Here is a 23,038-nt window from a genome sequence, read left to right on the forward strand (position 1 = left end):
AAATGGCAGAAGAAAAAATTACTTTATCTAAAAGAGACCGTTTAGCTGTTGCATGGCGTTCTACCTTCATTCAAGGTTCATGGAACTATGAACGTATGCAAAATGGTGGTTGGGCTTTCTCAATGATCCCAGCAATCAAAAAATTATACAAAACGAAAGAAGAGCGCACAGCAGCTCTTAAACGTCACTTAGAATTTTTCAACACACATCCATATATTGCTTCACCTATCTTGGGTGTTACGCTAGCATTAGAAGAAGAACGCGCAAATGGCGCTCCAGTTGACGATGTAGCGATCCAAGGGGTTAAAGTTGGTATGATGGGACCTCTTGCTGGTGTTGGTGACCCAGTATTCTGGTTTACTGTTCGTCCGATGTTAGGAGCTCTTGGTGCTTCTCTAGCAATGGGTGGTAATATTCTTGGACCAATCATCTTCTTCTTAGGTTGGAACATTATTCGTTGGTCATTCATGTGGTATACACAAGAATTTGGTTACAAAGCTGGTTCTAAAATCACAGATGATTTATCTGGTGGATTATTGCAAGACGTAACAAAAGGTGCATCTATCTTAGGGATGTTCGTATTAGCCGCCTTAGTACAGCGGTGGGTATCGATTAAATTCTTGCCAGTTGTATCAACTGTTAAGTTAGATAAAGGTGCTTACATTGAGTGGGATAAATTACCTGCTGGTGGCGAAGGAATCAAGAGTGCTTTTGAACAAGTAAACAGTGGTCTAGCACTTAGTCCTGAAAAAGTAACAACTTTACAAGATAACTTAGATCAATTGATCCCAGGGTTAGCTGCTTTAGCATTGACATTACTATGCATGTGGTTATTGAAGAAAAAAGTTTCTCCAATTGTCATTATCTTAGGTCTATTCGTTGTCGGTGTAGTTGGCCATGTTGTTGGTCTTTTATAATAAGAATCTAGCTCGGGCGTAGCCCCGAGCTTTTTTTATCAAAAAGTAGATGCTGCTTGAGATTTCAACATTGAAACGATAGTATACTAGATAGATAAAATAATAGGAGTGATTAAATGGTTCAATCAATCAATACAAAAGTTGATTTGGTAATTGATGCCACTGCGTTTACTGGTTTGACTGATTATGGGAAAATCATGATTGGAGACCGAGGATTCGAATTTTATCATGCAAGAGACACTCGGAAATTTGTTCAAATCCCTTGGGAAGAGATTGATTACGTCATCGCATCCGTTATGTTCAAAGGAAAATGGATTCCGCGCTATGCCATTCAAACAAAGAAAAATGGTACATATACATTTTCTTCTAAAGAACCCAAAAAAGTACTTCGCGCTATCAGAAAATACGTAGATCCTAGTCGTATGGTTCAATCCTTGAGCTTTTTTGATGTAGTGAAACGTGGTGTCAAAAGTATCTTCAAACGCAAGTAGAAAAACACGAATGTATGCTCTTCGCAGCATGTCATTCGTGTTTTGTTTTGTGTTTCGCTTTTTCTTTTGTGTGCGGTGTCATTATCTAGGTCAGCTTCAACGCTGGTTCAATCATTTGCTCCTAATAATTTTCCTATGCTAGAATGAAACTGTAAAGAAGGAGGTTATTAGTATGGGTTGGATATGGACTTTAATCGTTGGTGCAGTCATCGGAGCCATTGCTGGAGCAATTACCAGTAAAGGAAATTCTATGGGGTGTATCACAAATATCATTGCTGGATTGATTGGTTCAAGTATCGGTCAAGCAATTTTTGGTAACTGGGGACCACATGCAGCTGGTATGGCACTTATTCCATCAATTTTAGGCGCAGTTATTTTAGTGGCAGTTGTTTCATTCTTTTTTGGGAAACGATCATAATCAAATAGATTAACGCTTAGCCAATAGTTTTGCAGATAGAAGTAAATAGTTAAGGCAGATCTGAAACTGATTTGTCTTAACTATTTTTGTTTTACTAAGTTTATTAAGAAAATTTGTTTTATCTGCTGTGTCAGAAAGAAAATTTGCTATAATAGAAAAAAGAGAGCAAAGAAAGAAGGAATTTCATTTATGATGCTACGAGTAGAAAAATTGCGTAAAAAGATGCAAGAAGAAAATTTAGATTCATTTTTGATCACTAGTCCATACAATCTTCGTTATTTGACTAATTTTACTGGTACGACAGGCTTAGCGGTCATCACATTGGAAAAAGCCTTTTTTATTACTGACTTTCGTTATACCGAGCAAGCAGCAGCTCAAGCTCAAGGATTTGAGATCATCAAAAATGTAGGACCGATTTTTGAAGAAGTAGCTGACTTAGTTCAAAAAGAAGGACTACGTGAACTTGGTTTTGAAGAAACAACTGTTTCCTTCTTAGAATATTCGGTATTAGAAGAGATCATTGATGCGCAACTGATTCCTATTTCGGGCATGATTGAAGAACTTCGAGAAATCAAAGACGAAGAAGAAATTGCGATTATTGAAAAAGCTTGTAGTATTGCAGATTTGGCATATGACCATATTCTCAAGATGATTCAACCGGGAATGACAGAGATCGAAGTTGCCAACCAATTAGATTTTTATATGCGTTCACTTGGAGCGTCAGGTGTTTCTTTTGAAACAATCGTTGCTAGTGGTTTACGCTCAGCTATGCCGCATGGAGTTGCTAGCAAAAAAATCATTGAACAAGGCGATTTAATCACAATAGATTTTGGATGCTACTATGAAGGTTATGTTTCTGATATGACACGAACATTTGCGATTGGTGACCCAGGAGAACAATTAAAAGAAATTTATCAAATCGTTCTTGAAGCCCAGCTAGCAGTTCTGGAAGTAGCTAAACCAGGAGTTACCGGTAAGCAACTAGATGCTGTAGCTAGAGATTACATTACGAAACATGGTTATGGCGAAGCTTTTGGACACTCAACAGGACATGGAATTGGCTTAGAGATCCATGAAGGACCCAATGTTTCAGTTCGAGCTGAGAAACAATTTGTTCCAGGAAATATTATTACCGACGAACCAGGCATTTACTTACCAGGTATCGGTGGCGTTAGAATCGAAGATGATTTATTGATTACTTCTGATGGAAATCGCGTGTTGACGCATTCACCAAAAGAGTTGATTATTTTATGATGAGCGTAGCCTAAAGCATCATTCACTCAGACTTTGTTATAGAAAATCACTTGATTTAATGATACACTATAGAAGACAGCAAGCTTTGAAAACAAAGCGTAATTTGTTTGAGAAAAAGACTCTCAAATAGGCAAGTGAACAGTTTACCTTTATACGTTTCGAATGAAGAATAAGTGAAAGAACGGTTCATTCGTAGGCAACAATCTGTGTAGAGGCAAAAGGAGGAATAGATAAAATGGCAGAGGACAAAAATTTAGTTTTGAATGCGACTCAAGAGCTTGGTGAAATTGTCATTGCGCCAGAAGTCATTGAAGTGATTATTGGTATCGCTGCTTCAAAAGTAGAAGGCGTTTATGGGATGCGTGGAACATTTGCCAGCAACGTAACGGAATTATTAGGGCGTGCAGCGCATGGTAAAGGTGTCTATTTAGTAAATGATGAAGATGGGTTAAAAGTAGATCTTTATTGCTATTTAGAATATGGGGTTTCTGTTCCCAGAGTAGCGATGGAAATGCAAGAACGCGTGAATCAGCAAGTTCTTTTCATGACAGACATTGCTTTAGCAGAAGTCAATGTTCATGTGGTAGCAGTCGTACCGGAAAAACTAGAACAACCAGCAATTGAAGAACTTTTTGAAGACGAAGAGGAAGAAAATGAATAAAGAATTATCAAGACACGAAATTCGTGAAATGGCTTTACAAGCATTATTTCCATTAGATTTTAATGCTGATTTGACCAAAGAAGACGCAATTTTCCATGCAATTGAGTTGGATCACAAAGAAATGATCAATGAAGAGGAGTCAGAGTTTGTTCCTGTTTATTTAGATACATTGGTTGGCGGTGTGTGTGCGAAAAAAGGCGAATTAGACCAAACCATTGAGAAGCACCTCAAAGGAAACTGGCGCATCAATCGTATCTCTAAGATGGATTTGATCATCTTGCGTATCGCCATCTTTGAAATGAAGTACATTGAAGATGTACCATCCGCAGTCGCATTGAATGAAGCCATTGAATTAGCCAAAACTTTTAGTGATGATCAATCACGTAAGTTTGTCAACGGTGTATTATCTAATGTTTTAAAAGAGATTGAAGCTGGGGCATAGTCCCAGCTTTTTTCTATGAAAACAAGGAAACGGGTTCTAAAAGCTTGTTTATCTATGGTAGAATGAAAGCACAAAAAAATCTGGGAGTGATCGTATGGCAGAATTGATTAATGGAAAAGAACTAGCTGAAAAAATGCAAGCAGAGATTGCGATAAAAGTGAGCGAATTAAAAACAAAATCGATCTCCCCCGGATTGGTCGTTTTATTAGTAGGAGAAAATCCAGCCAGTCAGGTTTATGTACGTAATAAAGAACGTTCCGCAAAATCAATCGGGATCCATTCAAAAGTTGAACGTTACCCAAGCACGATCTCTGAAGAAACGTTGTTAGCTGAAATCGAAAAATATAATCAAGACCCAAATTTTCACGGGATTCTTGTTCAGTTGCCATTGCCGAAACACATTGATGAAGAAAAAGTCTTATTAGCAATTGATCCTAAAAAAGATGTAGATGGTTTTCATCCAATGAATTTAGGACGATTATTAGCTGGTAACCCGGATAAGATTCCTTGTACGCCATATGGCATCATGAAAATGTTCGCAGCTTATGATATCGATTTGGCAGGGAAGCGGGCGCTGGTGATCGGACGTAGCAATATTGTAGGGAAACCAATGGCACAATTATTATTGATGGCAGATGCTACAGTAACGATTGCTCATTCAAAAACGGCTAACCTTGCTGAACTTGCAAAAGAAGCTGATATTTTAGTCGTAGCGATTGGGCGAGGCCATTTTGTTACTAAGGAATTTATCAAACCAGGCGCAGTGGTGATCGATGTTGGTATGAATCGTGATGAGCATGGGAAATTAATCGGTGATGTAAAATTTGATGAAGTAGAACCTTTAGCAAGCTATATCACTCCAGTGCCTAAAGGAGTAGGACCTATGACGATTACGATGCTGATGTATCAAACCGTGCTGGCTGCTGAAGCAGGTGAGTAGATGACACAAGAATATTTAACAGTAACCACATTAACCAAGTATTTAAAAAGGAAATTTGATGTAGACCCTTATCTTGAAAGGGTCTATTTAACAGGTGAAATCTCGAATTTTCGTTTGAGAGCAAATGCACATCAATATTTTAGTTTAAAAGATGACCATGCAAAAATCTCAGCAATCATGTTCAAAGGTGCATTTCAAAAATTGCGGTTCCAGCCCAAAGAAGGGATGAAAGTATTAGTTGTCGGACGGATCTCTCTTTATGAAGCTTCTGGTTCTTATCAGATTTACGTTGAACACATGGAACCTGATGGTGTAGGAGCGCTATATCAAGAATTAGAAGAACGAAAAGAAAAATTGCGAAAAGAAGGTCTTTTTAAGCCGGAACATAAGCAAGCTCTTCCACGTTTTCCAAAAAGAATTGCAGTTTTGACCAGTCCAAGCGGTGCAGTTATCCGAGATATCATCACAACTGTCAAAAGACGTTACCCCATCGCCCAACTCGTCCTATTCCCAACGGTGGTGCAAGGAAATCAAGCAGCTGATAATATCGTTGAAAATATCCGTCGTGTTGAAGAACTGGGAGATTTCGACACGATGATCATTGGACGTGGCGGCGGATCGATTGAAGACTTGTGGCCATTTAATGAAGAAAGAGTAGCACGTGCCATCTTTGAGGCACGAACACCTGTGATTTCTTCAGTTGGACATGAGACGGATACTACTATTGCTGATTTAGCAGCAGATGTACGAGCAGCCACACCGACGGCGGCAGCTGAATTAGCTGTTCCTGTTTTATCTGAAGTATTGTTGAAGCTGAAAGAACGGCAAGCAAGGCTTGAACAGGCCTTTTTGCGTCAAATTCAACGCAAACAAGAACGTTTTGAACGAGCAAAACAATCATATGTTTTCCGTCAACCGGAACGTCTGTATGAAGGACAAACAATTAAGCTTGATCAGTTCAAACAGCGCTTGTTCCAAGCGACACAACAAATTTATCATTTGAAAGAAAAACAAACGGTTCGTTTGAACCATCAGTTGGCACAAGTTGCACCGACTTATCGAGTGAAATCTGCCAAGCAAGAAACAGACTACTTAGAGAAGCGGTTAGCTGAAAAAATGGAACAATATATGCAGAGCCAGCAGCAACGTTTCCAACAAGCGATTCAATCATTAGATTTGCTTAGTCCGTTGAAAATCATGGGGCGAGGATACAATTACACAACAATCGAAGGTCGTGTCGTGAAAAGTGTGACAGAGATGAAGCCTGAGGATACGATCACGATCCATTACCAAGACGGACAAGTGAATGCTACGGTACAAGAAGTAGAAGAAGGAGAATGATCAATATGGAAAATCCGACATTTGAGGAATCATTACAAGAATTAGAAAAAATTGTCATGGAATTAGAACAAGGTGATGTACCTTTAGAATCTGCTTTAGATGCTTTTAAACGAGGAATGGAATTAAGTAAACATTGCCAAGATACTTTAACTAAAGCTGAAAAAACCTTGACGAAAATGATGTCAGAGGCAAATGAAGAAGTTACTTTTGAAGGAAATGAGGAAGCATAATGAAGTTGGCTGATTTTTCAACGATCCATCTATCTTCTGTAGAAGAAGAAATTGTTTCTTTTCTAAATGACTACACTTCTGATGAACAGTTGAAAGAAAGTATGCTTTATTCCGTTCGCGCTGGAGGCAAACGGATTCGTCCTTTGCTTTTACTGAGTACAGTAGCTGCGTTTGGCGAATCGATCAATATAACAACTTATCAAGTAGCAGCTGCTTTGGAAATGATCCACACGTATTCGTTGATTCACGATGATCTTCCGGCAATGGACAATGATGATCTACGCCGCGGGAAACCAACAAACCATAAAGTCTACGGGGAAGCACTGGCTATTTTAGCAGGAGATGGGTTATTGACAGGTGCCTTTCAACTCATCAGTATGGCTCATTTAGCAAACTCACCAAAACTTTTACTGCTGCAACAATTAGCAATCAATGCTGGTACCCAAGGGATGGTTGCTGGTCAAGCAGCGGATATCGAGGGAGAAACAAAACAATTAACATTAGAGGAATTAATGTTTATTCACGAAAGAAAAACTGGTCGCTTGATGCACTACGCTTTATTAGCGGGAGGAGTATTAGCAAATCAACCGGAGGAAGTTTTAGCTAGCCTACAAAAATTAGCCAGTCATCTAGGCCTTGCTTTTCAAATCCGTGATGATCTGCTCGATGTGGTTAGCACGACTGAAGTATTAGGTAAAACAGCTGGTAAAGATGCTAAAATGGAAAAAACGACTTATCCAGGTTTATTAGGTATCGAAGAAACAAAAAGCGCACTTGAAAATGAGATTGATGCGGCGAATCGAATGATTGATCAGTTAGAACAAACGGTGTGTTCATTTGATGGGCAACTTTTACGTCAATTAGTTCAGCAATTCAGTGTATAGAAATGGAGAAAAAAATGGAAAAAGAACGCGTAGACGTTTTAGCAGTCAAACAAGGCTTGTTTGAAACGAGAGAGCAAGCCAAACGTTCAGTTATGGCTGGTTTGATCTATAACGAAAAAAATGAACGTTTCGATAAGCCAGGGGAAAAAATCCCTGTAAGTAGTGAATTACAGATCAAAGGCAAAAAATTACCTTATGTTTCTCGTGGAGGATTGAAATTAGAAAAGGCACTAAAGGTCTTTGATTTATCTGTAGAAGGTAAAATATTATTGGATATTGGAGCATCAACGGGTGGTTTTACCGATGCGGCTTTACAAAATGGTGCAAAAATGAGTTATGCTCTGGATGTTGGGTATAATCAATTAGCTTGGAAAATCAGACAAGATGAACGAGTTGTAGTAATGGAAAGAGCGAATTTTCGTTATGCCAAACCAGAAGATTTTCAAGAAGGAACCCCAGAGATTGCCGTCATTGATGTATCATTCATTTCTTTACGTTTGATGTTAGTGCCATTACACGAAATTTTAGTTGACGGTGGCGAAGTGATTGCTTTGATCAAACCACAATTTGAAGCGGGGAAAGAAGCAGTTGGCAAGAATGGGATCGTTCGTGACCCTCAAACGCATGTACAAGTGATTGAGGATATTTTACACTTTGCTGCGATGCATGGGTATGATGTATTAGATTTAAGTTATTCGCCAATAACCGGTGGAGAAGGGAACATTGAATTTTTAGCCCATTTGAAAAAAGTTTCTGATCAAGGAACGTTATCTCCAGATGTGGCGCCCGAAAAGATCGTCCAAGAAGCCCACAACCAGTTTAACCACAAATAATGACGGGCAAGCAATAAAGAAGACAGCGGATTCTTCTTTATTAAGCGTTTGAAATAAGCTATCATAGTAAGGAAGAATACGTAAAGGAGCGAAGAACGTATGCGAAAAAAAGATCGGCATCGTTTGATTACCCGGCTACTAAATGAAAATGATATCAGAAAACAAGAAGAATTTGTGGAGATCCTGAAAAACAAAGGGATTTCAGTGACGCAGGCAACGATTTCCAGAGATATCAAAGAACTCAAACTCATCAAAGTTCCTGCAGCTGATGGAGGTTATCGCTATAGTCTTCCTGCAGAAACTACTGAAGACGTTAGTACGAAATTAGAAAAGTTATTGAAAGATGCATTTGTGGCTGTTGATCAAATGGAAAAATTTGTCATTTTAAAAACTTTACCAGGCAACGCTTCTGCTGCGGCTAATTTAATTGATAAAAGATATAAAAAAGAATTGTTTTCCATCATTAATGATGACGATAATGTGTTGATGATCACACGAACAGAAGAAGATGCAGTTGCATTGAAAATGGATTTTTTACATTACCTTTGAGTTGAGGAGTGGTTGCCTTGTTACAAGAGATCAGTATTACTAATTTTGCGATTATTCCGGAATTGCATTTGTCTTTCCATAAAGGAATGACAGCTCTAACTGGCGAGACCGGGGCAGGTAAATCGATTATCATTGATGCCCTTGGATTACTGGCTGGTGGTAGAGGCTCCAGTGATTATATTCGCCAAGGAGCCGATAAGTGTATCTTAGAAGGGTTGTTTGAATGGCCAAGTCAAGAAGGATTTACTGAATTGATGGAAGAACTTGGCATCGAATCAGATGGTGATAACTTGATTGTTCGTCGTGATATGGCATTAACGGGTAAAAATGTCTGCCGAGTCAATGGACATATTGTTACGCTGGCAAACCTTAGAAGGATCGGAAGTTATCTAGTTGATATTCAAGGACAAAATGAACACCAGGAGCTATTACAACCAGAAGCCCATTTAAATTTATTGGATCGTTTTGGTGATCGTACTTTTCAACAACAAAAGAAAAAATATCAAAAAGAGTATGCTATCTATCGTGAGCTCGAACGAAAAATGCGGAAAGTCCAACAAAATGAAAAATCATTTGTTCAACGGATCGACATGCTTCATTTTCAACAAGAAGAAATCGCAGCAGCTGATTTACAAGTTGGCGAAGAGGAACAGTTAAGCGAGGAAAGAGAAAAATTAAGCAATTATCAAAAGATCGTGGATAGTTTTGCTAGTGGTTATAGTGCATTGAGTGCGGGAGAACCCAGTAGTGTGGATAACGTTGGTTTAGCTGTTTCTGAACTACAAAGCATTGCTCATCTAGATAATGAATATGAAGCAATCGTTGAGAATGTTCAAAGTGCTTATTATTTACTTCAAGATGCCATTGGTGACATGAGTCGCCAAATTGATCTGTTGGAATTGGATGAAAACCGATTAGAAGAAGTCAATCAACGGCTTGAATTGATTCGTCAGTTGAAACGCAAATATGGGGAGTCAGTGGAAGCAATCCTTGATTATTACGAAGAAATCACTAAAGAACTGGATTCTTCTGATTTCTCAGAAGGTCAACTAGAAAAAATGCAACTGGAATTAACTGAAAAAGAAACGTTCTTGCAAGAACAAGCATTAGCACTGCATAAAACAAGAAAAAAAATCGCTAAAGAACTAGAAAAATCAATCTTAACGGAATTAAAAAGTCTGTATATGGAAAACACGGAGTTTGAAGTCCGTTTTTCATCTGAAAAAAATGGACAATTAGATGCTAATGGATTGGACCAAGTGGAATTTTACATAACCACAAATCCTGGAGAACCATTGAAGCCATTAGTAAAAGTTGCCTCAGGCGGGGAACTATCACGTATGTTGTTGGCGTTAAAAACTATTTTTTCTTCAGAACAAGGTGTGACTAGTATCATTTTTGATGAAGTGGATACAGGAGTAAGCGGTCGAGTTGCCCAAGCGATTGCAGATAAGATCTCACAGATCTCATGTCACTCACAAGTTTTGTGTATTACCCATCTACCGCAAGTCGCTGCAGTTGCCGATTTTCAATACTATATTCAAAAAGAAGTCATTGATGGGCGTACCCAAACATCGGTTACCGAACTACAACCCACACAACGAGAAACCGAAATTGCCCGAATGTTAGCTGGAAGTGAAATTACCCCACTAACAGTCGAGCATGCCAAAGAATTATTACGCTTAGCAAGTAAATAGAAAAATAGGTAGAAGCCTGAGCAGTCTAAGAGAAGAGGATATCTTAGAATGAACAGTTATTTGACTCAGAGATGCTACTTGTATGGCAGCAACTAAAACGACACTTGGCTTTCTTATAAAAAACGAACCATTAGCAAGCGAACATTCTTTCCTAGCAGGGTAAAAAACAAGTCCCGCACTTCTTTTTAGGAAGTGCGGGACTTGTTTTTTAAGCCATTCTTACATGACACTCATAACTGCAGTCAAGACAACTGAACCAATCGTTAAGATCAACATGGTCCAAACAACGAATTTAGTGATTTTTGAAAAAGTACTTGTTTGTTTATTCTCGCGCATAATTTTTACCTCGAAATTTTTTAGTTGTCTTTAGTTTAACTCCTTTTACTTTTCTTCACAAGGGGACGGTTACAAAAACTTTCCCTTTTTTAAATAATAAGCAGTAGCGATACTGATAAAAATCATCAGTAGAATAATCCATAAAAACGCATCGTCCCTTCCTGCAATAGGAAGCTTGATATTCATTCCATATAGACTACCAATGATGGTCGGGATCGTTAAGATGATCGTTAGAGAAGTTAAAATTTTCATAATATTGTTTAGATTATTAGAAACAATCGCTGAAAAGGTTTGATTCATTTGTTCAACTAGTTTTAATTGAATTCGAGCGGTAGTGCGTGATTGTTCGGTTTCAATAATCACATCATGGAGATGATTTTTTAAAGCGTGGTTTTCTTGGATCGTTTTGTTTTTTACTAAGGTTTTTAAAGTGGTCAAGTTAGCCGTGGTTGCTTCTTTGAAATAAACCAAGCTTTTTTGGATATCCATGATTTGATACAGTTGACTATTTTCTGTTGAGACACGCAATTGTTTTTCCAAGACATCGCATTGTGATTGTAAGGTGCTGAGATAAGTATTGTAGGAAAAAGTAATTTGCCACAATAATTGCATGAAGATATTTAAGTTGGCTGGTAAATCATTTTCAGTAAAAGCTTGACTAAATACTTTTTTCAAAAAGAGTGGTTCATGATTCGTAATTGTGATAAGCTTTTTTTTAGGTGTCACAATAATAGAAAAAGGGTAAGTATCTACTTGAAAATAGCCACTTGGGCTTGTTTTTGGAAACGGGTATTGCAATAATAATAACGCTGGTTTTGTTAATTTGGTCTGATTAAATTCTTCTTCTCGTGAATTTTCAGCATCGTCTAAAATAGAAGTAATGTAATCAGACGGAATTTGAAATTGGTGTGTGATTTGCTGGATTTCATCTTCACTCGGACGTTCGACGCAATACCAAATCGTATCTGCTGTTTCTTTTTGAGTATTGACCAATTGTCGATTCTCGATAGAAAAATACTTGATCATTTTTGAACCTCCTAATACGCTCTTTCATCTATTATAACGAATATCAGAATAGAACACAGTGAAAGAGCTTGGAAAATGGGATTGGCTAGGAACAGGAAAAAGGTAGTATTAAAGGAGTGGACTCATACAATTTGGATTAGATCTTTATCTAAGAAGTAAAAATAGTAGAAAACTTTATAAATTTAAAATAAATGAAATAGTTGTGTAAAATACATCAGGTATACTTGAACCAACTATGAAAGGGAGTTTTGTTAGATGGGCACTTTTACGCCACTTGTTTTATTTTGGTATATCTTTCCAGCCATCGTGTTGTTTGGCTGTAATTTTTTAGTGAAAATTTTTTCATTAGATCGTCGTTTTAAAATCAAAGCGCCTGATCTTGCCGTTCCTTTTTTATGGGGAGGGATGCATGCATTGTCACGCAATTCTGCGACAGTTTCCTTCCTGCCTTTCTTTATGATTTCACTTTTGTTGATGGCGATTTGTATCGCTGTATTTCAGGCATATTACTATGATGAAATTATCTATTCACGTTATCTTAAAATGACTTGGCGTCTAGCTTTCTTGTTAACAAGTGGTTTTTATGTCGTTTTAATCGTCTTAAATCTTCTCTCGTATCTTTGATAAAAAGCCAATCAAGCTGTAAAAAGACTTTTTAAAGACTTTTTACAGCTTGATTCTTAAAATTTTTTTTACTAATAAAAAAGTTATTCTCTGATTTCCCATAAAAGGTGGTAGAAAGTGGGGGATTGTGGTAGACTAATTTTAGTTAGTGGAGAGATGGGGGTAGTTTCAATGTTCATGGGCGAATTTCGGCATAATATTGATACAAAAGGTCGTATGATCGTACCTTCAAAACTTCGTGAAGAGTTAGGTGAACAATTCGTTCTCACTCGTGGATTAGATGGCTGTCTTTTTGGCTATCCAATGAAAGAATGGGCGAATTTAGAAACAAAACTGAACGACATGCCTTTAGCGAAAAAAGATGCTCGAACTTTTGTGCGTTTTTTTTACTCGGCAGCCACTGAATGTGAATTAGACAAACAAGGACGGATCAACATTCCCAGTACATTAAGAAACTACGCTGCTTTAACGAAAGAATGTGTTGTCATTGGTGTATCCAATCGAATCGAGATTTGGGATGAGGCACGATGGCAAGAATTTTCTGAAGTGGCAGCAGAAAACTTTGATGAAATTGCTGAAAATATGATTGATTTTGGACTATAAGAATAGGAAGAGGCTGACTAATGACTGAGACATTTCAACACTATACAGTCATGTTGAAAGAAACGGTAGATGGCTTGAACATCAAACCAGATGGCATTTATGTAGACTGTACACTAGGCGGTGCCGGACATAGTGAATATCTTTTGAGCCAATTAAATACAAACGGGCACCTTTATGCATTCGATCAGGATCAAAAAGCCATTGATCATGCAAAAGTACGGTTAGCCCCATACATTGAAAAAGGTATGGTTACTTTTATCAAAGCGAATTTTCGTGAATTAGAAGCAAAGATAAAAGAGCATGTTCCTCAAGTCGATGGTATTTTGTATGATTTAGGCGTATCTTCTCCACAATTAGATGAAGCTGAACGAGGTTTTAGTTATCATCAGGATGCTCCTTTGGATATGCGTATGGATCAATCAGCACCTCTGTCAGCGTATGACGTTGTTAATGAGTATTCCTATAATGAATTAGTAAAAATCTTCTTTCGTTATGGCGAAGAAAAATTTTCTAAACAAATTGCTCGAGAAATTGAACGAGTAAGAAAAATCCATCCGATCCAAACAACTGGTGAATTAGTAGAAATCATTAAAGATGTGATTCCTGCACCAGCAAGAAGAAAAGGTGGACACCCAGCTAAACGAATTTTCCAAGCAATAAGAATTGCAGTAAATGATGAATTAGGTGCAGAAGAAGCTTCATTAGAACAGGCGATTCGGCTATTAAAAATCAATGGAAGAATCAGTGTGATCACCTTCCATTCATTAGAAGATCGAATTGTCAAAAGTATGTTCAAAGAATACAGTACCGTTCAAGATTTACCACCCGGATTACCGGTTGTTCCTGAAGAATTTCAGCCAGAGCTGAAGTTGATTAATCGAAAACCGATTCTTCCATCAGAAGAAGAACTAAGTGAAAATAATCGATCACGTAGTGCAAAATTACGGATTGCTGAAAAAATACGAGTGAAAGAGGAGTAGCGTAATGGCAGAATTAAAAAAAGTCCAAGAATATCCATATGATTTACCAGAAGTGGTTGATCAACCAGAACAACAATTGCCAGATTCAAATCAAGAAATCGTACGCCCTCAATCACCGGCTAAACGCCTAAAACATATTTCTGTTTTAGAAAAATTAGCAGTAGTAAGTATTATTTTTTCAGTGATCGCACTATGTGTCTTAACAGTCATGTTACGAACAAATATCAGTGGTGTCGAAAAAGCAATCACAACGATTCAAACAGAGATCACTCAAAAAAACCAAGAAAAAACTAGTTTAGTACAGGAAAAAAATGAATTATCACGTACTGAACGAATCAAAAAAATCGCAGAAGAAAAAGGGTTGTCAATCAATGACGACAATTTAAGGAAAGTGAAGTAAATGAGTCTTAAAAATAAATTCCGGCGGTTTATGGAAAAGAAAAATCTAAATCCGACGAACAATCGCAAAAAAGTAGGTATCATTTTATTTGCTACGAGTATTGGATTGTTCTTTTTATTTGCCGTTCGTTTTTCTTATATCGTGATCGGTGGTCACGTGGCAGGAACCTCTTTGGCAGAAAAGACCGAACAACTTTACAAAGGGAGCGAGGTCGTAAAAGCAAAACGAGGAACGATCTATGATCGGAATGGGGTCGCTTTGGCAGAAGATGCCACTTCTTACTCAATCAAAGCAATCCTTTCAAAAACTTATACTTCTGGTGACAAAAAATTGTATGCCGAAGAAAAGAACTTTGACAAAATCGCCGAGATACTAAATAAAAATCTCTCTATAGAAAAGAACGATGCCTTACAAATCTTAAAAGATGGCGCCAAAAATAATCTATATCAAGTTGAATTTGGTTCTTATGGAAAAAATATCAGTCAAGAGACCAAACAGAATATAGAAGACGATATGAAGAAAGCAGGAGTAGTCGGTCTGTATTTTGAAGATCATCCCGCACGGATGTATCCTAACGGCGAATTTGCTTCCCACTTTATCGGCTATGCTGTTCCAGATAAAAATGAAAATGGCTTAGTTGGAAAGCTCGGACTAGAAGCTGCTTATAATGATATTTTAAGTGGTAAAAATGGGAAGATCGTTTACCAAAAAGACAACTACCAAAATCCTCTACCAGGAACAGTGGCAGAAGAAGTGAAAGCAGTTGACGGACAAGATATCTATACGACGTTGGATAGTCGTTTACAAAGTTATCTTGAAACGCTTATGGATCAAGTGAATGAAGAATACCAGCCAGAAGAATTAACAGCCATGTTGATGAAAGCGAAAACTGGAGAAATTCTAGCAATGGGTCAACGACCTACTTTTAATCCTGAAACGATGGAAGGCTTAACCGGCAAGGATGCTGTTTGGCGTAATTTCTTAGTGCAAGATAGCTATGAGCCTGGTTCAACTATGAAAGTCTTCACGACTGCAGCAGCGATCCAAGAAGGGAAATTCAATGAGAATGAAACGTACCAATCTGGGAAAATAAAAGTTGCTGACGCGACGATCAACGACCACGATTTTGGCGCAAAAGGAGTTCTTACGATGCGACAAGCGTTATCTTGGTCAAGTAATGTTGGGATGGTAATGCTGGAACAACGAATGGGCGGTACTTGGTACAACTACCTACAAAAATTAGGCTTTGGTCAAAGTACTCATTCAGGTCTAGATGATGAAGTAAATGGTGCTTTGCCAACAGAAAATATCGTTGACCGCGCAATGAGTTCTTATGGGCAAGCGATTGGTGTTACAAATTTCCAAATGATGAAAGCTTTCACTTCCGTCGCAAATAATGGAACGATGATCCAACCACGCTACATCAGTAAAGTTGTAGATCCTGCAACGAATGAAGAGCGTACAACGCAAACGGAAGTTTTAGGGCAACCATTTTCAAAAGAAACGACCGAAAAAGTACGAGAATATATGCGTGACGTAGTTGAAAGCGAAAATTATGGTAGTGCATATGGGGTATATAGTGTGCCGGGTTATAATGTTTCAGCTAAAACTGGTACGGCACAGATTGCTTCTGATAAAGGTGGGTACCAAACTGGCGATACAGCATACTTATATTCCATCGTCGAAATGGTTCCATCTGAAGATCCAGAGTATGTTTTATACATTACGATGAAACATCCTAAGACTTACGATCGAATGGCTTTAGCTAAAATCGCTAATCCATTGATGAAACGTGCGATGGACTTCCAAGAAAGTGAAGAAGAAAATTCACCAGAAGCAAAAACAGAAAAAATCACTGTAGCAGATTACCGTAATCTAAGTGCTGACGTTGCCGCAGCAGATGCACAGAAAAGTGGATTGCAACCTATCGTTGTTGGTGATGGGAAAAAAGTGAAGAAACAATCTACTGCAAATGGTGATCAATTGATTTCTGGCGAAAAACTGATCTTGTATACAGGCGGAGAAAAGCTAATGCCTGATGTCACCGATTGGTCCAAAGCAGATATTATGAAGTTAGGGAAAATCTTAGGGGTTGAAGTCACCTTCCATGGCGATGGTTACTGTAAGGAGCAAAGTTTAGCACCCTATGAAAAAATCACTGATAAAAAATTAAGTTTTACATTAGAAGAATAAGAATAGAATTGGGAGAGAAAAAGAGTATGGAGTGGACACAAGCATTGATTCCTATCGTTAGTAGTTGTGCAATGACTATTGCAGCAATGCCACTATTTATTGGGTATTTTCAAATGAAAAAACAAGGGCAGGCGATTCGTGAAGAAGGACCAAAATGGCATAATGTAAAAGCCGGAACTCCAACGATGGGTGGATTGGTGTTTTTAGTTGCAGCAATATTAACCGGAATTTGGGTTGGCGCTTGGCAAAATCAGTTGACGCCTACTCTTTTCATCCTACTATTTGTTTTAGCTTTATATGGTGTGATCGGATTTTTAGATGATTTCATTAAAATCTTTAAAAAACGAAACATGGGGCTAAACTCTAAACAAAAACTGCTAGGGCAGATCATTGGCGGAATTATTTTTTATCTTGTCTATCGTTCAGAAGGCTATCCTGGTACGTTAAATTTCTTTGGAATAGAGTTGCCACTTGGACTATTCTATGGGGTATTTGCTATTTTCTGGCTTGTTGGTTTTTCAAACGCGGTTAATCTGACAGATGGGATCGACGGATTAGTTGCTGGACTAGGAACGATCTCTTTTGCAACGTACGGGATCATTGCTTGGCATCAGCAACAATATGATGTCTTAGTTATTTGTTTAAGTGTGCTTGGTGGGTTACTTGGCTTTTTTGCTTATAATCGTAAACCAGCCAAAATATTCATGGGCGATGTTGGTTCTCTGGCATTAGGTGGATTATTGGCAGCAATTTCTATTATGTTAAACCAAGAATGGACATTGTTATTAGTTGGTTTGATTTATGTTATGGAGACAGCAAGTGTGATGCTTCAAGTTACTTCTTTCAAATTAACAGGAAAACGTATCTTCAAAATGTCTCCTATCCATCATCATTTTGAAATGTGTGGTTGGTCGGAATGGAAGATCGACATCATTTTTTGGTTAGTAAGTATTGTAACTTCTTTAATAACACTATGGTTCATTTGGTAGGAGATGACAGGAAATGAAAAAAATTTCAACATATGAAAACAAAAAAGTCCTTGTTCTTGGATTAGCGAAAAGTGGATTTAGTGCGGCCAAACTGTTACATGAGTTGGGCGCACTTGTCACTGTTAATGACGGAAAGCCGTTTGATGAAAATCCAGAAGCACAAGAGTTGCTATCACTGGGAGTCAAAGTGATTGCTGGAAGCCATCCGATTGAATTATTGGATGAAGAATTTTCTTTGATGGTGAAAAATCCGGGGATTCCGTATAGTCATCCATTTGTTCAAAAAGCACAAGAACTGGGTATTCCGGTAATTACGGAAGTGGAATTAGCTTACGAGGTAGCGGAATGTCCGATTATTGGGATTACGGGAACAAATGGTAAAACAACAACAACAACTATGACAGGCTTGTTATTGAACGCTGGTGATTTGCCAGGAACAGCTCGCCTAGCCGGGAATATCGGTTATCCAGCTAGTAGTGTGGCGCAAGAAGCAACAGCTGACGATAAAATCGTTATGGAACTATCTAGTTTCCAATTGATGGGAATCACTGATTTTCGTCCCCATGTAGCAGTAGTAACCAATATTTATGAGGCTCATATCGATTACCACAAAACGAGAAAAGAATATGTAAAAGCAAAATGGCATTTACAACAGAATATGACAGAGAAAGATTATTTGATTTTGAATTGGAATCAAGAAGAGTTAAGAGAACTCAGCAAAAAGACTAAAGCAACGGTGTTACCTTTTGCGACGGAACAAAAACTACCTAAAGGTGCCTATTCTTTAGATGGTAGTATCTACTATAACCAAGAACAAATCATGGATATTACAGAATTGGGTGTTCCTGGTTCACACAATGTTGAGAACGCACTAGCTGCCATCTCAGTTGCTAAATTATATGGTATCTCAAATGAAGCGATCAAAAATGCTTTACACCATTTCCATGGAGTACCGCATCGTACACAGTATGTGGGGGAATTTCAAGGAAGGAAGTTTTATAACGATTCAAAAGCAACTAATATTTTAGCTACTAAAATGGCATTAAGTGGTTTTCAGTTAGATCAATTAGTATTAATCGCTGGAGGTCTGGATCGGGGAAATTCATTTGATGAGTTGATACCAGCTTTAAAAGGCATCAAAGCGTTGATCACTTTTGGGGAAACTCAAAATAGATTAGCGGATGCCGGCAAGAAAGCAGGTATCCCTGTGATCAAGGCAGCTGAAAACGCAGAAGCCGCTGTACCGATCGCCCTTGAATTGAGTGAAGAGGGTGATTCGATCTTATTGTCCCCAGCAAATGCAAGTTGGGATCAATACCCTAATTTTGAAATTAGAGGCGAACGGTTTATGGAAGCTGTCAATAAACTAACTATACAAAAGTAGAAACGAGCGAGAATGAATGAAAATTTTGGTTACTGGTGGCGGAACTGGCGGGCATATTTATCCAGCACTAGCCTTCGTCAATTATGTAAAAACAAAAGAGCCGAATACTGAGTTTATGTACGTTGGAGCGCAAAGAGGCTTAGAAAATAAGATTGTTCCTGAGACCGGGATGCCTTTTCGTACGCTAGAAATACAAGGATTTCAGCGGAAACTTTCGCTACATAATCTGAAGACTATCCAACTTTTTTTAAAAAGTATTCGAGAAGCAAAAAAAATTTTAAAAGAATTTAAACCAGATGTGGTGATTGGGACTGGGGGCTACGTGTCGGGTGCAGTAGTCTATGCGGCATCTAAATTAGCGATTCCTACGATCATCCATGAACAAAATAGTGTGCCTGGCATCACCAATAAATTTTTAAGTCGCTATGTGGATCGAATCGCACTTTCTTTTGAAGATGCTGCTCCATTTTTTCCTGCAGAAAAATCGTCTTTGATCGGTAATCCTCGGGCGCAAGAAGTGGCGGATATGGATAAATCGAAAATTTTAGCCACTTATGGACTTGATCCAGAGAAAAAAACAGTCTTGATTTTTGGTGGTAGTCAAGGGGCTTTAAAAATCAATCAGGCAGTGACAGAATTTTTAATGTCGTTCGATCAGGAATACCAGGTTCTGTATGCCTCAGGCGAACGCTATTATAAAGATATCCAAACGAAAGTTCCTGCTTGTGCCAATGTCAGCATACAGCCTTATATCAATAAAATGGCAGAAGTAATGGCATCAAGCGATCTATTGGTTGGTAGAGCAGGTGCGACTTCGATTGCTGAATTAACAGCTTTAGGTTTGCCAGCTATTCTAATTCCAAGTCCTTATGTGACGAATGACCATCAGACAAAAAATGCAATGAGCTTAGTCAAAAACAATGCAGCGAAGATGATCAAAGATGACGAATTAGATGGACGTTCCCTAAAACAAGCGATTGAAGAGATCATGACCAATGATCAATTACAAAAACAAATGTCTTTAGCTTCTAAACAGCAAGGAATCCCAGACGCATCAGAAAGAATGTACGAGCTAGTAAAATCATTAATTCAAAAATAAAGGTGGTGTGGTCTTAGTGAGTAAGAAAAAAAAGCCAGACAAGCTGCCAAATGAATCTGAGGGTGAACAAAATCTAACTCCTTGGCAAAAGGCCAACCGGAAATATTTGGCAGAACACGAAAAAAAGGAAGAACAAAAAGAAGAGCAAAAAGAAGAAAAAAATGAAAATACAAATGAGCCGGCAGCATCCACTTCCGCTACTAAAGAAGCAGACTCAGCGGAAGGTGAGAAGCAAGAAGCAACCGCTTCTGATCCAATGAAAAAAGGAGACTCTGAGCCATTTGAAAAAATTGAACAACCAAAAATTGGTAGTCCTTATAATGGCTCTTTTTTAAATCGGCTACCGAATCTGAAAAATCAACGAAATAAAGTTCTTTATCGAAGACTGACTTTTATTATTTCAATCCTAACGATCCCACTGATTTTTTTGATTTATTATGTTTCCCCTTATAGTCGACTGCAAGGGATAACAGTTTCAGGGAACCAAATGATTACGAGTCAAACAGCCATTGCCGACTCTCATTTGGCAATTGATGGAAATGTTTGGAGTCAGTATTTCCATAAAAACCAATATCTTGATACATTGAAAAAAGAACAACCAAGAGTAGAGAGCGCACAATTGCATTTTAAGTCAATCAATACTTTTGAGTTGGCTATCAAAGAATACAAAGAGATTGCTTTAGTGATGAAGGACGGCGAATATTTTCCTGTAATCGAAAATGGGAAAGTCTTAAAGGAAAAAGTAGCAAATCCGACTAAGAATTTACCAATTCTAGAGAATTTCACAGATAACGCCAAAATTAGTCAATTGGTTAAAGAATATAATCAATTAACTTCAGAATTACAAAAAGCAATTTCAGAAATCAAATATACACCAAAAGAGAGCAATAAAAATTTGATCCAACTAAATATGAATGATGGGAACCAAGTGATCGTCAATATTCAAAATCTAGCCAGTCAAATGAAATATTATCCACAAGTCGCTAAAGAGATGAAGGAAAAGGGCGTCATTGATATGGAGGTAGGGATTTTCTCTTATCCTTACAGTGAAAGCAAGAAGGAGAATGGCGGAGCAACAGATCCATCTGCGCAGACAAGTTCTACCGAAAATCTCACAGGACAATCGGGAGCATCAAGTGATCAGTCAGACCAATCTTCGGAATCAGTTGAGTCAAATCAAGCAGGTCAGTCAGAGAATACAAGTGAATCTAGCCAAATCGATGACAATTCAAGTTCATCGTCTTCAGATTTAACCGAAAATTAATAAAACAGCTTTAAAAAGTGATAATCTACTTTCTAAAAACCGGTAATTTATGGTAGAATTGAAGGCAGTGAATATATCTATTAAAGTATATTTAAAAACGGACGTTAGTTGTTCGCTTGTATATGGAATAGTAAGTAGGAGGGAATCCCGTTCATGGCAAAAACAGGAATGTATGTAGGCCTTGATATTGGAACGACATCTGTCAAAGTTGTCGTGGCTGAATATATCGACAGCCAAATGAATATTATTGGAGTAGGAAACGCAAAATCAGAAGGGATTAACCGCGGCATTATCGTTGATATCGATAAAACGGTCCAAGCGATACAACGAGCAGTAAGACAAGCAGAAGAAAAAGCAGGGATACAGATCAAAGGGGTTAGTGTTGGTCTACCAGCAAACTTGCTTGAAGTGGAAAATTGCCAAGGAATGATTGCAGTAAACGGGGATTCGAAAGAAATCACCGATGAAGATGTCAGAAACGTGGCTTCAGCTGCCCTTGTTCGTTCAATTCCTCCTGAACGTCAAATCGTATCAATTTTGCCACAAGACTTTACCGTTGATGGATTCGAAGGAATCAAAGATCCTCGTGGAATGATCGGTGTCAGATTAGAAATGTATGGCTTGTTATTTACTGGGCCAAAGACGATTGTTCATAATATCCGTAAATGTGTAGAAAATGCAGGATTGGTTGTCAATGAATTAGTCATTACACCATTAGCTTTAACAGAAACAATCCTTTCAGATGGAGAAAAAGATTTTGGAACGATCGTGATTGATATGGGCGGTGGACAAACAACAACAGCTGTTATGCATGACAAACAATTGAAGTTCACTAGTCTAGATCAAGAAGGTGGCGAGTTCGTCACAAAAGATATCTCGATTGTGTTGAATACGTCATTCAATAATGCTGAAGCGTTAAAAATCAATTATGGGGATGCTTATCCAGAACGTACTTCTGCAAATGAAGAGTTTCCAGTAGATGTGATCGGTCAATCTGAACCTGTCAAAGTGGATGAACGCTATTTATCAGAAGTGATTTCAGCCCGTATGGAACAGATTTTCAATAAAGCCAAAGAAGCGTTAGACCAAATCGAAGCACTAGAGTTACCTGGTGGTATCGTACTAACTGGTGGTGCTGCAAGCCTTCCAGGTGTTGTTGATCTGGCACAAGAGATTTTTGGTGTGAATGTGAAGCTATATGTACCTAACCAAATGGGACTTCGTAATCCAGTCTTTACTAATGTGATCAGCATCGTGGATTACTCAGCTAACTTGAGTGAAGTCTATCAATTGGCTAAAATTGCTGTGACAGGTGAAACAGTGGTCGCGCATCACACAACTGTAGAACAAGAAGTGACATCATATGATAATGATAGCTATGATGTTCCAGAAGAAACGGTCTACGACGAACCTGAACAAAAGAAATCAGACGAAGATGTAACAACTAAAATTAAAGGTTTCTTTTCAAAAATTTTTGATTAAT

The 23,038-nt window shown here is 38.1% G+C and carries 25 protein-coding genes; 23 read left to right on the forward strand and 2 right to left on the reverse strand.

The annotated features are described in order from the left end of the window. The first annotated feature begins 2 nt into the window (after positions 1-2). The 13 genes from AB5M32_RS01095 to recN all read left to right on the forward strand — a co-directional run bounded on the left by AB5M32_RS01095 (position 3) and on the right by recN (position 10,657). Positions 3-917, forward strand: a complete 915-nt coding sequence (locus tag AB5M32_RS01095) for a PTS system mannose/fructose/sorbose family transporter subunit IID (protein ID WP_010738207.1) — start codon at positions 3-5, stop codon at positions 915-917. A 116-nt stretch (positions 918-1,033) separates the two neighbouring features. Then, positions 1,034-1,408 (forward strand): DUF956 family protein, encoded by a 375-nt coding sequence (locus tag AB5M32_RS01100; protein ID WP_010719799.1) that lies wholly within the window; start codon positions 1,034-1,036, stop codon positions 1,406-1,408. Positions 1,409-1,580: 172 nt separating this feature from the next. Next, positions 1,581-1,826, forward strand: a complete 246-nt coding sequence (locus AB5M32_RS01105; protein WP_010719798.1) for a GlsB/YeaQ/YmgE family stress response membrane protein — start codon at positions 1,581-1,583, stop codon at positions 1,824-1,826. A 189-nt stretch (positions 1,827-2,015) separates the two neighbouring features. Further along, the gene (locus tag AB5M32_RS01110) at positions 2,016-3,080 is read left to right on the forward strand and encodes a Xaa-Pro peptidase family protein (RefSeq protein ID WP_010719797.1); all 1,065 of its coding nucleotides are present in this window, start codon (positions 2,016-2,018) and stop codon (positions 3,078-3,080) included. Positions 3,081-3,315: 235 nt separating this feature from the next. Continuing rightward, the gene (locus AB5M32_RS01115; RefSeq protein WP_010719796.1) at positions 3,316-3,741 is read left to right on the forward strand and encodes an Asp23/Gls24 family envelope stress response protein; all 426 of its coding nucleotides are present in this window, start codon (positions 3,316-3,318) and stop codon (positions 3,739-3,741) included. Continuing rightward, positions 3,734-4,183: a transcription antitermination factor NusB gene (gene nusB, locus AB5M32_RS01120; protein ID WP_010719795.1), complete on the forward strand. Its 450-nt coding sequence runs from the start codon at positions 3,734-3,736 to the stop codon at positions 4,181-4,183. The genes AB5M32_RS01115 and nusB overlap by 8 nt, the downstream gene beginning before the upstream one ends. A gap of 94 nt (positions 4,184-4,277) precedes the next feature. Continuing rightward, positions 4,278-5,123 carry a bifunctional methylenetetrahydrofolate dehydrogenase/methenyltetrahydrofolate cyclohydrolase gene (locus AB5M32_RS01125; RefSeq protein ID WP_063626747.1) on the forward strand — a complete coding sequence of 282 codons (846 nt, stop codon included), beginning with the start codon at positions 4,278-4,280 and terminating at the stop codon, positions 5,121-5,123. Continuing rightward, positions 5,124-6,464, forward strand: coding sequence for an exodeoxyribonuclease VII large subunit (gene xseA, locus AB5M32_RS01130; protein ID WP_034698802.1), 1,341 nt, complete (start codon positions 5,124-5,126; stop codon positions 6,462-6,464). Positions 6,465-6,469: 5 nt separating this feature from the next. Then, positions 6,470-6,694 (forward strand): exodeoxyribonuclease VII small subunit, encoded by a 225-nt coding sequence (locus AB5M32_RS01135; protein ID WP_010719792.1) that lies wholly within the window; start codon positions 6,470-6,472, stop codon positions 6,692-6,694. Further along, entirely contained in the window at positions 6,694-7,578 is an 885-nt protein-coding gene (locus AB5M32_RS01140; protein WP_368024244.1) for a polyprenyl synthetase family protein, read from the forward strand. Before AB5M32_RS01135 ends, AB5M32_RS01140 begins: the two co-directional genes overlap by 1 nt. Before the next feature lie 14 nt (positions 7,579-7,592). Further along, positions 7,593-8,411: a TlyA family RNA methyltransferase gene (locus tag AB5M32_RS01145; RefSeq protein ID WP_010738204.1), complete on the forward strand. Its 819-nt coding sequence runs from the start codon at positions 7,593-7,595 to the stop codon at positions 8,409-8,411. Between the two features lie 99 nt (positions 8,412-8,510). Continuing rightward, positions 8,511-8,960 (forward strand): arginine repressor, encoded by a 450-nt coding sequence (gene argR, locus AB5M32_RS01150; RefSeq protein WP_010719789.1) that lies wholly within the window; start codon positions 8,511-8,513, stop codon positions 8,958-8,960. A gap of 17 nt (positions 8,961-8,977) precedes the next feature. Beyond that, positions 8,978-10,657 (forward strand): DNA repair protein RecN, encoded by a 1,680-nt coding sequence (gene recN / locus AB5M32_RS01155; protein WP_368024245.1) that lies wholly within the window; start codon positions 8,978-8,980, stop codon positions 10,655-10,657. 219 nt (positions 10,658-10,876) lie between these two features. Here the strand turns inward: recN and AB5M32_RS01160 are convergent, their stop codons facing one another. After that, entirely contained in the window at positions 10,877-10,993 is a 117-nt protein-coding gene (locus tag AB5M32_RS01160) for a DUF4044 domain-containing protein (protein ID WP_010719787.1), read from the reverse strand. A 69-nt stretch (positions 10,994-11,062) separates the two neighbouring features. Further along, on the reverse strand, positions 11,063-12,019 hold the full coding sequence (locus AB5M32_RS01165; RefSeq protein WP_368024246.1) for a magnesium transporter CorA family protein: 957 nt from the start codon (positions 12,017-12,019) through the stop codon (positions 11,063-11,065). 255 nt (positions 12,020-12,274) lie between these two features. Between AB5M32_RS01165 and AB5M32_RS01170 the strand changes: the two genes are divergently transcribed. The 10 genes from AB5M32_RS01170 to ftsA all read left to right on the forward strand — a co-directional run bounded on the left by AB5M32_RS01170 (position 12,275) and on the right by ftsA (position 23,037). Beyond that, positions 12,275-12,643 (forward strand): DUF3397 domain-containing protein, encoded by a 369-nt coding sequence (locus AB5M32_RS01170; protein ID WP_010719785.1) that lies wholly within the window; start codon positions 12,275-12,277, stop codon positions 12,641-12,643. Between the two features lie 171 nt (positions 12,644-12,814). Next, complete coding sequence (gene mraZ / locus AB5M32_RS01175; protein WP_014834189.1) at positions 12,815-13,246, forward strand: division/cell wall cluster transcriptional repressor MraZ; 432 nt, start codon at positions 12,815-12,817, stop codon at positions 13,244-13,246. Between the two features lie 20 nt (positions 13,247-13,266). After that, complete coding sequence (gene rsmH, locus AB5M32_RS01180; protein WP_053766114.1) at positions 13,267-14,226, forward strand: 16S rRNA (cytosine(1402)-N(4))-methyltransferase RsmH; 960 nt, start codon at positions 13,267-13,269, stop codon at positions 14,224-14,226. A gap of 4 nt (positions 14,227-14,230) precedes the next feature. After that, entirely contained in the window at positions 14,231-14,626 is a 396-nt protein-coding gene (gene ftsL, locus AB5M32_RS01185; RefSeq protein WP_010719782.1) for a cell division protein FtsL, read from the forward strand. Then, positions 14,627-16,819: a penicillin-binding transpeptidase domain-containing protein gene (locus AB5M32_RS01190; protein ID WP_010719781.1), complete on the forward strand. Its 2,193-nt coding sequence runs from the start codon at positions 14,627-14,629 to the stop codon at positions 16,817-16,819. It begins immediately after the preceding gene. A 26-nt stretch (positions 16,820-16,845) separates the two neighbouring features. After that, positions 16,846-17,808 (forward strand): phospho-N-acetylmuramoyl-pentapeptide-transferase, encoded by a 963-nt coding sequence (gene mraY / locus AB5M32_RS01195; RefSeq protein ID WP_010719780.1) that lies wholly within the window; start codon positions 16,846-16,848, stop codon positions 17,806-17,808. Positions 17,809-17,821: 13 nt separating this feature from the next. Next, entirely contained in the window at positions 17,822-19,192 is a 1,371-nt protein-coding gene (gene murD, locus AB5M32_RS01200) for a UDP-N-acetylmuramoyl-L-alanine--D-glutamate ligase (protein WP_368016270.1), read from the forward strand. A gap of 16 nt (positions 19,193-19,208) precedes the next feature. Continuing rightward, positions 19,209-20,291, forward strand: coding sequence for an undecaprenyldiphospho-muramoylpentapeptide beta-N-acetylglucosaminyltransferase (murG, locus tag AB5M32_RS01205; protein ID WP_010738199.1), 1,083 nt, complete (start codon positions 19,209-19,211; stop codon positions 20,289-20,291). Positions 20,292-20,307: 16 nt separating this feature from the next. After that, complete coding sequence (locus AB5M32_RS01210; protein ID WP_161651877.1) at positions 20,308-21,555, forward strand: cell division protein FtsQ/DivIB; 1,248 nt, start codon at positions 20,308-20,310, stop codon at positions 21,553-21,555. Between the two features lie 153 nt (positions 21,556-21,708). Then, positions 21,709-23,037, forward strand: a complete 1,329-nt coding sequence (gene ftsA, locus AB5M32_RS01215; protein WP_010719776.1) for a cell division protein FtsA — start codon at positions 21,709-21,711, stop codon at positions 23,035-23,037. Position 23,038 lies beyond the last annotated feature (1 nt).

The organism is Enterococcus sp. C57, assembly GCF_040887305.1.
Classification (GTDB): domain Bacteria; phylum Bacillota; class Bacilli; order Lactobacillales; family Enterococcaceae; genus Enterococcus_B; species Enterococcus_B hirae.

Coding starts and splice junctions, on each gene's coding strand:
- AB5M32_RS01135 (WP_010719792.1), top strand. CDS start 6,470: ATGGAAAATCCGACATTTGAGGAATCATTACAAGAATTAGAAAAAATT.
- AB5M32_RS01170 (WP_010719785.1), top strand. CDS start 12,275: ATGGGCACTTTTACGCCACTTGTTTTATTTTGGTATATCTTTCCAGCC.
- AB5M32_RS01110 (WP_010719797.1), top strand. CDS start 2,016: ATGATGCTACGAGTAGAAAAATTGCGTAAAAAGATGCAAGAAGAAAAT.
- AB5M32_RS01165 (WP_368024246.1), bottom strand. CDS start 12,019: ATGATCAAGTATTTTTCTATCGAGAATCGACAATTGGTCAATACTCAA.
- murG (WP_010738199.1), top strand. CDS start 19,209: ATGAAAATTTTGGTTACTGGTGGCGGAACTGGCGGGCATATTTATCCA.
- mraZ (WP_014834189.1), top strand. CDS start 12,815: ATGTTCATGGGCGAATTTCGGCATAATATTGATACAAAAGGTCGTATG.
- murD (WP_368016270.1), top strand. CDS start 17,822: ATGAAAAAAATTTCAACATATGAAAACAAAAAAGTCCTTGTTCTTGGA.
- ftsL (WP_010719782.1), top strand. CDS start 14,231: ATGGCAGAATTAAAAAAAGTCCAAGAATATCCATATGATTTACCAGAA.
- ftsA (WP_010719776.1), top strand. CDS start 21,709: ATGGCAAAAACAGGAATGTATGTAGGCCTTGATATTGGAACGACATCT.
- AB5M32_RS01125 (WP_063626747.1), top strand. CDS start 4,278: ATGGCAGAATTGATTAATGGAAAAGAACTAGCTGAAAAAATGCAAGCA.
- rsmH (WP_053766114.1), top strand. CDS start 13,267: ATGACTGAGACATTTCAACACTATACAGTCATGTTGAAAGAAACGGTA.
- AB5M32_RS01160 (WP_010719787.1), bottom strand. CDS start 10,993: ATGCGCGAGAATAAACAAACAAGTACTTTTTCAAAAATCACTAAATTC.
- xseA (WP_034698802.1), top strand. CDS start 5,124: ATGACACAAGAATATTTAACAGTAACCACATTAACCAAGTATTTAAAA.
- AB5M32_RS01190 (WP_010719781.1), top strand. CDS start 14,627: ATGAGTCTTAAAAATAAATTCCGGCGGTTTATGGAAAAGAAAAATCTA.
- argR (WP_010719789.1), top strand. CDS start 8,511: ATGCGAAAAAAAGATCGGCATCGTTTGATTACCCGGCTACTAAATGAA.
- AB5M32_RS01100 (WP_010719799.1), top strand. CDS start 1,034: ATGGTTCAATCAATCAATACAAAAGTTGATTTGGTAATTGATGCCACT.
- AB5M32_RS01115 (WP_010719796.1), top strand. CDS start 3,316: ATGGCAGAGGACAAAAATTTAGTTTTGAATGCGACTCAAGAGCTTGGT.
- AB5M32_RS01140 (WP_368024244.1), top strand. CDS start 6,694: ATGAAGTTGGCTGATTTTTCAACGATCCATCTATCTTCTGTAGAAGAA.
- nusB (WP_010719795.1), top strand. CDS start 3,734: ATGAATAAAGAATTATCAAGACACGAAATTCGTGAAATGGCTTTACAA.
- AB5M32_RS01105 (WP_010719798.1), top strand. CDS start 1,581: ATGGGTTGGATATGGACTTTAATCGTTGGTGCAGTCATCGGAGCCATT.
- AB5M32_RS01095 (WP_010738207.1), top strand. CDS start 3: ATGGCAGAAGAAAAAATTACTTTATCTAAAAGAGACCGTTTAGCTGTT.
- AB5M32_RS01145 (WP_010738204.1), top strand. CDS start 7,593: ATGGAAAAAGAACGCGTAGACGTTTTAGCAGTCAAACAAGGCTTGTTT.
- mraY (WP_010719780.1), top strand. CDS start 16,846: ATGGAGTGGACACAAGCATTGATTCCTATCGTTAGTAGTTGTGCAATG.